Below are 8,885 nucleotides of genomic sequence, written 5' to 3' on the forward strand. Positions count from 1 at the left end.
GAACAGCCATTCAATCGCATTTTGTTTTGATTCCCATTTTGAGAAATTGAGTACTCTACAAAATAAAACACAATAAGCCATTGAATATATTCATTTATTTAGTTGGCACGACTTCTGCAATCTCCTTGTGTAGTTAAACGTTTTAAAGAATTTATTTCTATATAAACGTCAGAAAGGCGAAACAAGAATTACAAAGGCAGGGTCTAAATTATGAATACGCATTTAACGAAGCATGGCAAAAAGATCATACACGTTGTTCAACACCTTGCACCGGGTGGATTAGAAACCCTAACTCTGGATTTGCTGCGCCTTGCTAAACCAACAGACCAAGTGTTGATTGTCAGTTTAGAAGGTACAAAACAGGAGTCTATAAACAACTGGCCGAAGCTAGAGCCATACAAAGAGCAAATCGTCTTTTTGGATAAAGCAGAAGGCGTACAATTCAACATTATTATTAAGCTAATTAAAGCCTTCAATGCGATTCGCCCTGATGTTGTTCATACCCATCATATAGGCCCATTGTTATACGCTGGTTATGCCGCTCGCGTAACAGGGGTTCCAACTCGAATCCATACCGAACATGACGCTTGGCATCTGAACAACAACAAACGTCGTCGATTACAAGCGCTTGCTTTAAAAGCTGCTCAACCAACGTTAGTTGCCGACGCGACACGTGTTTATAACCAACTACGCACTGCTTTTTCTTATGAGAACATCATTACCATCAAAAATGGCGTCGATTGTGAGAAGTTTAAGCCAATGTCGAAAGACCAAGCGAGAGCAATCCTAAACCTGCCGACAGACAAACACATCATCGGTTGTGCAGGTCGACTAGAACATGTCAAAGGCCAAGACCAACTTATTAAAGCACTGACTCTTTTACCTGAAAACATGGTTGTCGTATTTGCTGGCGTCGGTACTAAACGCAATCAACTAGAGCAACTTACTAGCCGCTTGAATCTGAGTGACCGAGTCGTCTTTCTTGGCCTAGTTGAAGATATGACCACGTTTTACGGAGCGTTGGATACCTTCTGCCTACCTTCACGCCACGAAGGTCTGCCGCTTTCTACACTCGAAGCTCAAGCATGCAATATTCCCACCGTCGCAATGGATGTTGGTGCCGTCGATGAAACCTTGTGCCCTATAAGCGGAACACTCGTTAAAAAAGGCAGTATCACGGGATTAGCCAATGCTTTATTAGAGATTCAAAATGAACGCTTTTTGTCACCTCGTCGTTACGTGCTCGACAACTTCGACATCATCAAAATGGTTTCGTCTTACAACGATATATCAGAAGGAGCTTACGCATGATTGATTGGTTTCTAGCGGGACTTTGTTTGTTTTCAGGTGCGTTGATTGTCTATCATCACGCAGCCTACCCTTTGTTACTGCGTTGGTATGCGAAAAGCCACCCCGCACGCAAAGTTGAAGAGAGTCATCGTTGTTACAAAGAGGAACAGCAAGATTGTACGTTACCGACTATCACCGTTCTTGTTCCTGCATTTAACGAAGAACAGTGGATCGCAGACAAGATTCGCAACCTTGCGTCACTCGATTACCCCAAAAAGAAGCTGCAAGTCATTATCGCTTGCGATGGTTGTACCGACAACACAGTCACAATTGCTCAAATGACCATCCAAGAAGCGATGTGTAGTGATGTTCATTTTGAGATCCATGACCATCAATTAAACCGAGGTAAAGTCGCGGTTATTAATGAAGAAGTGACACGTATAACCACTGACATCACAGCGATGAGTGATGTCTCTGCCCTCATTTCATTGGATGCTTTGCTTATAGCCGCAGCTCACTTTGAAAGTGATAAGGTTGGCGTAGTGAACGCGACCTACCAGCTTTGCCCAACAGGCAACGAAGGCGAAAACACCTATTGGCATTACCAAACCGCCGTTAAAGAGTCAGAGGCTTCATTAGGTTCTAGCTTGGGTTCTCATGGCGCTTTTTACTTGTTTAGAACACACCTGTTTGAACTGCTTCCACTCAACACTATTAATGATGATTTCATATTACCGATGCGAATCGTTAAACAAGGTTACATCGCAGAGTACGAAACCCAAATGGTGGCATTAGAGCTAGAGGAATCGAACCTAGAAACGGACTTCAAAAGAAGACTACGTATTTCAGCGGGCAACATGCAACAAGCGATTAGATTATTTGGTTTGTTTAGCCCGAAGTTCAAAGGCATCGCGTTTGCGTTCTTTTCAGGAAAAGGACTTCGCCTACTCACTCCATATCTAATGATTGTGTGCTTAGTGTGCTCAATATTACTTAGCAACTACATGGTATTTGAAGCGCTGTTATGGGCTCAAGTTGCCGTTTATACCATTGGCGTCCTTGGCTGCATCTTGCCAAAGCGTCTAGTAAACAAACCTATTTCATTAGTCTCTTATTTGATAGTTGGACATTATGCCAACTTCATTGGTGGTATTCGTTACCTAATCGGACTAGAAAACTCACCTTGGACACGAGCGAATCATTAAGGACTTATTATGATGAACATTGAACAGCTATCTACCCAAAACCTATACCAATACAAAATCTCACGTGCTAAACGTACTTTCGATTTTGTAAGCTCACTGATTGCTTTGATTTTGCTAGCGCCCGTATTTCCGTTGATTGCGATGGCGATTGCACTCACTTCTCGTGGTCCTATTTTCTACCGCCAACTGCGCGTTGGTAAATCGACGCCAGAGAAAATGGAAATCTTTGAAATCATGAAATTCCGTAGCATGTACGAAGATGCAGAAACTCGCTCTGGTGCAGTTTGGGCTACCGCGAATGACCCACGAATCACGCCCGTTGGCCGCTTTTTGAGAAAGACACGTCTTGATGAACTGCCACAACTGATCAATGTACTGAAAGGTGAAATGTCTCTAATTGGCCCACGCCCTGAACGCCCTACTTTTTACACCAAGCTAGAGAACGAAATCCCTTACTTTGCTGACCGTACATACGGTGTAATGCCTGGTATTACAGGGCTTGCACAAGTGAATCAAGGTTACGATACCTGTATTGATGATGTACGTCGTAAAGTGGGTTTTGACCACAGTTACGCACTAAGCCTATGTTCTGTTAAGTCTTGGATTGCCGCTGATCTGAGCATCATTTCAAAAACCATCATCGTAATGGTAGATGGTCGAGGTCGCTAAACCAGGATAGTCCAATGTGGATACAAAGCCTGTTTTCTATAAAGCCTTAGGGGGCGCTAATGAAACACAGAGTGCCGAATTAGCCCACGTTAACTAGACTCGCTGCTCTCGGTTCTCAGTTGAATGGTGTAATAAGGTTTCTTCCCTATCAATTGACGTAAACATTGGCAATGAATGTAAAACACAGATATGGCTTGAGTTAGGGATTAGAAATTAAGCACTGAGAGCTCAGAGTTAAGAGTTAAGAAGATAAAGCTTATATTCATAGAAAACCACGGGACTTTCATCAGAGGCTTGCTCAACAAAACCTAGCTTCTTAAGTAAGTGTGCAGAGGCGATGTTTGAACGATCGACACCGCCAATCAGTGTGGACCATGACTCCGTTTTAGCGACTTCCTTGATAAAACTCTTCAGTAGCTCACTCGCGAAACCCTTGCCCCAGAACTCTTCTGCAAGCAAGTAACCAATATGAGCATCACTTTCCTCTTCCACATAAGCGAACAGAAAACCAATCAATTGATTATCGTTGGATTTCACTTGAAGTAAGCGGCTCTCCGACAACATTCGGTTGAGCCAAATTTCAGCCAGTTCACGTGACACAATACCGTGAAAGTATGGTGGAAGGTTTTCAACAACTGATGGGGTTAGAATGCCAGGTACTCGCTCAAGCAGAACCGAACGTTCAGGAACAGTAAGCTCACCTGCAACTTCTTCTACTTTTAGTCTTTGAGTTTCAAACGAGATCGCCATGTGTCCTGCCTAATTCGATAAAAATGTGGATTATACACCTGAGTTCTCGTGTTGGTTTCGTTTCCAGGCCAAAGCAAACTAAAGAACAGTTACGCCTTCAACCTCAATCACTGAGTTAACATTAGCGCGCTCGATTATCTTGAGTAGCGTCGTTTGGATTAACTCATTATCTCGGATTTCGGTTTCACAAGAAAAACGTTCTTCTTGGACACCATCGCCCTCACCCAGCATAAATTGAACTGAGACTGACGTTGCGAGATCTTTGGTCGTTCCGTAGTACGCTAACGTGATTTTTGGGTATCCGTTGTCGCCTTTTTTAACCTGCTTTGCGATGCGTTTTTTAGCTTTATCTAAATTCATACAACTTCCTTTTTAGTCTGAAATACAAGGTGACTAGAACACCTTTTTAAACGGTAAGCAATACAATCAACGTTGGTTATCGAGTTTCCCTAGCCTCTTGATACTAATCAAGATGGTACAGTCTTAACGCTTTAAAGAGTGATAGCTAGAACACAGATAACCAGTTTAAGAAATATAATGACAGCGCGTAAGAGTTACGCGCCAAGAAGCGGCAGGAGTTTTCGTTGTTGATAAGTTAAGGCTAACTCTAAGCACTGCTTGATTGGTGCTTTGGGAAGTGGTTCTGTTAGGTTCAAGACGATTGCCCGATTACCTTGAAATGCCAATGTGCTGTCGTGCAATTCTCTGAATGTGTCGATTAGCTTTGTTTGACAGTTAAAGAACAAGTAATAGTTGTTTGGCGTTTTCAATTTCCAGTCGATTCGAATTGGGCTACCCGCCTTAACGCTGTAACTCGGTTCGCCCCATTTCAGAGACTCTTCGACTTCACCTAATTCCAAATCAGAGCAAAGTTCAAAAATTAATGCACGCAACTCTTCAAGTCGGCTTCGAACATCATCGGGATACTCATCGAAATGTGTTTTGATTGCTTTGTCCATTCAATCTCCGATTCACTTATTGCGATATTAAGATGCAGTTCACTTAAAACATAGAACCTGAAACATTAGCCCTACTTAAAACGTAAAGTGCCAAGCCTTGTAAATCATTTTTCGGTTATCTGTTCATTAGCGGTTTTCAAGGCCAGCTTTAAACCGTCCGTATCCTTACAACCAATGTAAACATGCTTTCCATCGCTTAAGCTTAACTTCAGCGCTGAACCTATCGATGCATTATACAACCAGCCATCGCTCAGCATTCGGATACCAATACCTTGATACCATTTACTTTGATAGAACGATGTCTCTGCAATGTCTGACACTTCTACATTCTTACGCCAAAAGCCAGAGCCGAAATACCAGCTTAGTACATTGTCTTTGACCTCAATGGTCATAGAGAAAAAGAGCAAAGCAATTAAGCCATTGATGGCATGAGCGACTAATGTCCCGGGGTTATTATCAGAGGTAACGACAATGAAAGCACTTATCGCAACAAGGATGAGCAGCAACCCCTTGTTGAATTCCTTACTATAAAACACAGCGACAACTCCTATAGACAACGACCAACCCACTAACTAGCCAACAGTTATCTTACTGCAGCCTTTCTAAATAATCGTAGCAAGTAATGCAGGCATACTCCCACAACCAAACCAAGTAGCATCGCCTTGATACTACCAACCCAAAGTATCAAACCAGAATAACCTTGTCCCGGACCTAAGCCTTGTTTATTAATCACATCGACGAACATAAATCCGTTCCACAGCACATGCAGTGACGTGGTAAATCCATGCACACAAATTGCAACGGTTCCAAGTAACTTGTGCCTGTTTATGGCAGGTGCGCCACAAAAGATGACAACAAGCGCAAAGGTAAAAATCAGAGGGCCAGACAGTACTAAAGTGAGTGTAATTACTTCAACGTGGCTATCTATGCCATAACTGTATGTACAAAATACCATTGTCATTGAAAACAAAAGCGAAATGAGTGCGAACCATAGCGTTCTATTCATTGGGGTTCCCTGCCTTAATAGTGGGTTTAGGACAAATTCGATAATCGACAGGAAGCACTAATTACCAAAAATACGGCATGAGAAATGCCCTTGTTACACGACTATTCGATGGACGACTCAGACTTTCATAAACCCAATGTAACGTGAGACTTAGAACATAAACTAGATAACAAAAATACCACTCACCTTCGCACCTGACTGCATACCTTATTGAGCGCCCTGTTGAACCCAAACAACATTTTCATTTGAAGTTGGAATCTCAAACCAAGACCAAAACAGATCTAACATTTCAGGTGTCATTTCATAAGACTTACCATTCAGTTCCGAGTTGCGGTTAAATGCCCTCTCCTTACAAGTCTCAAAGGAAACATCAAGGAAGTGAACTTCGCTGTCCACGCCTAGGTTTGATGCCCAGGTTGTAAAAGAATCCCGATCAGACTCACGCCAAAAACCGAAGTCAAAAATTACCGGAATACCCAAGGAAAAGAGCTGCATTGCAGAGTCCTTGAATAAACCTTGAAGCGTAGCCAACCGGCTATCAAAAACCTCACGCTCCATATGCTCGCCATACAAAGGAATCATCCACTCATCGATCGAGAAACGAAAGGCGCCATGCTTTTCTGCAAGCGCTTTAGAGTAAGTCGTCTTACCCGAGCCGATAAAGCCACATACGAAATAGATTTTAGTCATGATGCCCCATTAGTCTCCTTGTTACGCATGATTCTTTCTTTTAGAAGTGTACCAATACTGCTAACGACAAACGTAAAAGCAAACGCCACAAGTGGCTGATAGAAACCAAACACACCATCCGTCATAAAAAAGCACTGATGAATGGAAACACCAAAACCAACACCTAATGCCAGCTTCAGATTCTTGAAAATGCCTTGTTTCATGTTCATTCCCTCGTAGAAAGCAACACTATGTATAGGTGTGAGTGACGTTATGGCCGAACCCTCTGTGACATAAACGCTGTAAAGCCAAGTAAGTCGAAACTGCAAAGCGTTGGAATCCCTCTTAAATTGCTTGTTAAAAATCAGTTGTACGCTGTAGTATCTTGCCAATCTTTAAGTTCACACGACGTAACTCATTCGGTGTTTTTTCTAAATGCTGAAGAAAACGCAGTGAAGCGCCAATTAAACTGACATGAAGCTGCCCAACATTCACATAGACTTGTTTATTAGTGTTCTTTGCTACGACATCAATTTGACCACCGTAATAAAATACGGCACGAGCTTTACCTTTTTTCACGTCCCGAGCTTCAGATGTTCCTGTGTGCAATAATGCGCACCTTGCTCCCCACAAATCATCCGCATTGAAAGGAAAATCTTCCTCTTCCACAAACAAATAGCGATTCAACCATTGTTTAAAATCACCACTATTTGATTCTTCAGCGTCAACAGACAGCCAAGCTAAACGATCTACCCAAGAATATAAAAGAATTAAGGCTGATTCATGGTGCTTGTTTTTGAATAACACTTCCATTGCTTTATTTGAGCTTACAATATGATCACTCAATAATTTTGCATTAGTTTCCAAGTTTCCTCCTGATTTTTAACGAATGATATGGACTCCCTCTACCTGACACTCTGCGTGCCATACTTACTTAGTACACGCTGAAGAACTGGAGGTTACTATGTCCACCATTCAAACTATTGGCGTTGACCTCGCCAAGAATGTATTCAGTATTCACGGCGTTGATGCATATGGCAAGTGCGTCCTACGCAAAACTGTCAAAAGAAACAAACTCTTAGACACATTCGCGAAGTTACCGCCCTGCCTCATCGGTATGGAAGCGTGCTCTGGTGCACACCACTGGGCGAGAGAGCTACTGAAACTAGGTCATAACCCGAAAATTATGGCGTCCAAATTCGTTATTCCATATCGACAAAATGAGAAGAACGATGCCAATGACGCAGAGGCCATCTGTGAAGCGGTATCTAGACCGAAACACGATTTGTCTCTATAAAAAGTGAAGAGCAACAAGCTGTGCTTTGCCTGCACCGTATTCGACAGGGGCTAATTAAAACAAGAACGGCGACTATTAACCAGCTCAGAGGTTTGCTTTCCGAATTTGGCATTGTGATGCCGCAGGGTCGCTACTCGGCTCAAAACACCATTGGTAGCGTCCTTAAAGATGCAGAAAATGGTTTGCCTATACTCGCTCGAGAGCTACTTCAAGATCTATCGAACAAGATTCAACACCTTAACCTAGAAGTATTGCATTATGATCGTAGAGTCTCTGCTTTAGTTCGTGAGATGGCTTCAGCCAAAGCCCTCATGGATATTCCAGGTGTCGGTGAACACAGTGCAAGTGCCATTGTCGCGACCGTAAATGACGCCAAATAATTTGGATCTAGCCGCCAATTTGCCGCTTGGATAGGGTTGGTTCTAAGACAATACTCAACAGGTGGTCATGTTCATCTTGGTCGCATCAGCAAAAGAGGCGAAAAACATATTCGCACTCTACTTATTCATGGCGCAAGAGCCGTTATTGCACGATGTAAAGAGAAAACCGATCGCAACAGTATTTGGTTAAATCAACTCGTTGAACGACGAGGTTATAAACGAGCAGCTGTCGCCCTAGCAGCAAAAAACGCTCGTATAATATGGGCGTTATTAACAACAGGAAAAGAGTATAAGATTAACTATGTAAACGGTTAACACTCACCGAGTCAAAGCAATAGCAAATGATGACAATACGACCAGACCGAGATGCCTAAACCTGTTTAATTGGGAAGTAATAAATACTGTTTAACGAATGAGGCTGGCATCAAGCGAATATCATCAAGGTGACGGAACGATTCCGATTAAACACCGAATGTAGAGCTGCTGTCCGATCCACTGTTGTCAGCGGGAGCTATTGTTGACAAAAGAGGGAGTCCATGTAGCCCAATTAAGGGGTGAACAACGCCTCCACCCAAACCTAAAGCATTGTGCCATAAACACTAAAACTGAAGTAGAAGCAAAAATGCCAAGCGTTGTGAATCCCTCTTAAATTGCTTGTTA

11 protein-coding genes and 1 pseudogene are annotated in these 8,885 nt (G+C 42.6%); 4 read left to right on the forward strand and 8 right to left on the reverse strand.

The window, feature by feature from the left end:
* The first annotated feature begins 210 nt into the window (after nucleotides 1-210).
* Genes A142_RS01085 through A142_RS01095 form a run of 3 tightly spaced genes read left to right on the forward strand, consistent with a single transcriptional unit; the run spans nucleotide 211 to nucleotide 3,164 of the window.
* Entirely contained in the window at nucleotides 211-1,311 is a 1,101-nt protein-coding gene (locus A142_RS01085) for a glycosyltransferase (protein ID WP_019823120.1), read from the forward strand.
* Nucleotides 1,308-2,495: a glycosyltransferase family 2 protein gene (locus A142_RS01090; RefSeq protein WP_019823122.1), complete on the forward strand. Its 1,188-nt coding sequence runs from the start codon at nucleotides 1,308-1,310 to the stop codon at nucleotides 2,493-2,495. Before A142_RS01085 ends, A142_RS01090 begins: the two co-directional genes overlap by 4 nt.
* Nucleotides 2,496-2,504: 9 nt before the next feature.
* A complete protein-coding gene (locus tag A142_RS01095; RefSeq protein ID WP_017063903.1) occupies nucleotides 2,505-3,164 on the forward strand; it encodes a sugar transferase in 660 nt (219 codons plus the stop codon).
* A 234-nt stretch (nucleotides 3,165-3,398) separates the two neighbouring features.
* On the opposite strand, the gene A142_RS01100 is transcribed toward A142_RS01095, so the two are convergent.
* The 8 genes from A142_RS01100 to A142_RS01135 form a co-directional block, all read right to left on the reverse strand.
* Nucleotides 3,399-3,914, reverse strand: a complete 516-nt coding sequence (locus tag A142_RS01100; protein WP_019823125.1) for a GNAT family N-acetyltransferase — start codon at nucleotides 3,912-3,914, stop codon at nucleotides 3,399-3,401.
* Between the two features lie 78 nt (nucleotides 3,915-3,992).
* Entirely contained in the window at nucleotides 3,993-4,274 is a 282-nt protein-coding gene (locus A142_RS01105) for a hypothetical protein (RefSeq protein WP_019823127.1), read from the reverse strand.
* Between the two features lie 194 nt (nucleotides 4,275-4,468).
* A complete protein-coding gene (locus tag A142_RS01110; protein ID WP_019823129.1) occupies nucleotides 4,469-4,873 on the reverse strand; it encodes a DUF1801 domain-containing protein in 405 nt (134 codons plus the stop codon).
* Nucleotides 4,874-4,977: 104 nt separating this feature from the next.
* Nucleotides 4,978-5,409 (reverse strand): hypothetical protein, encoded by a 432-nt coding sequence (locus tag A142_RS01115; RefSeq protein ID WP_029405510.1) that lies wholly within the window; start codon nucleotides 5,407-5,409, stop codon nucleotides 4,978-4,980.
* 47 nt (nucleotides 5,410-5,456) lie between these two features.
* On the reverse strand, nucleotides 5,457-5,879 hold the full coding sequence (locus A142_RS01120; RefSeq protein WP_019823133.1) for a hypothetical protein: 423 nt from the start codon (nucleotides 5,877-5,879) through the stop codon (nucleotides 5,457-5,459).
* 207 nt (nucleotides 5,880-6,086) lie between these two features.
* Complete coding sequence (locus A142_RS01125) at nucleotides 6,087-6,569, reverse strand: AAA family ATPase (protein ID WP_019823134.1); 483 nt, start codon at nucleotides 6,567-6,569, stop codon at nucleotides 6,087-6,089.
* Nucleotides 6,566-6,772, reverse strand: coding sequence for a hypothetical protein (locus A142_RS01130; RefSeq protein WP_019823135.1), 207 nt, complete (start codon nucleotides 6,770-6,772; stop codon nucleotides 6,566-6,568). The genes A142_RS01125 and A142_RS01130 overlap by 4 nt, the downstream gene beginning before the upstream one ends.
* A 133-nt stretch (nucleotides 6,773-6,905) precedes the next feature.
* Nucleotides 6,906-7,415, reverse strand: a complete 510-nt coding sequence (locus tag A142_RS01135; RefSeq protein WP_019823136.1) for a hypothetical protein — start codon at nucleotides 7,413-7,415, stop codon at nucleotides 6,906-6,908.
* 97 nt (nucleotides 7,416-7,512) lie between these two features.
* On the opposite strand from A142_RS01135, the pseudogene A142_RS01140 reads away from it, so the two are divergent.
* Nucleotides 7,513-8,540 (forward strand): annotated as a pseudogene (locus A142_RS01140) (IS110 family transposase).
* Nucleotides 8,541-8,885 lie beyond the last annotated feature (345 nt).

The sequence above is a fragment of the Vibrio splendidus 12E03 genome (assembly GCF_000272105.2).
Classification (GTDB): Bacteria; Pseudomonadota; Gammaproteobacteria; order Enterobacterales; family Vibrionaceae; genus Vibrio; species Vibrio splendidus_I.

Excerpts from the sequence above, each read along its gene's own strand:
- A142_RS01095 (WP_017063903.1), top strand. The coding sequence starts at position 2,505 with ATGATGAACATTGAACAGCTATCTACCCAAAACCTATACCAATACAAA.
- A142_RS01085 (WP_019823120.1), top strand. The coding sequence starts at position 211 with ATGAATACGCATTTAACGAAGCATGGCAAAAAGATCATACACGTTGTT.
- A142_RS01105 (WP_019823127.1), bottom strand. The coding sequence starts at position 4,274 with ATGAATTTAGATAAAGCTAAAAAACGCATCGCAAAGCAGGTTAAAAAA.
- A142_RS01100 (WP_019823125.1), bottom strand. The coding sequence starts at position 3,914 with ATGGCGATCTCGTTTGAAACTCAAAGACTAAAAGTAGAAGAAGTTGCA.
- A142_RS01120 (WP_019823133.1), bottom strand. The coding sequence starts at position 5,879 with ATGAATAGAACGCTATGGTTCGCACTCATTTCGCTTTTGTTTTCAATG.
- A142_RS01110 (WP_019823129.1), bottom strand. The coding sequence starts at position 4,873 with ATGGACAAAGCAATCAAAACACATTTCGATGAGTATCCCGATGATGTT.
- A142_RS01130 (WP_019823135.1), bottom strand. The coding sequence starts at position 6,772 with ATGAAACAAGGCATTTTCAAGAATCTGAAGCTGGCATTAGGTGTTGGT.
- A142_RS01125 (WP_019823134.1), bottom strand. The coding sequence starts at position 6,569 with ATGACTAAAATCTATTTCGTATGTGGCTTTATCGGCTCGGGTAAGACG.
- A142_RS01090 (WP_019823122.1), top strand. The coding sequence starts at position 1,308 with ATGATTGATTGGTTTCTAGCGGGACTTTGTTTGTTTTCAGGTGCGTTG.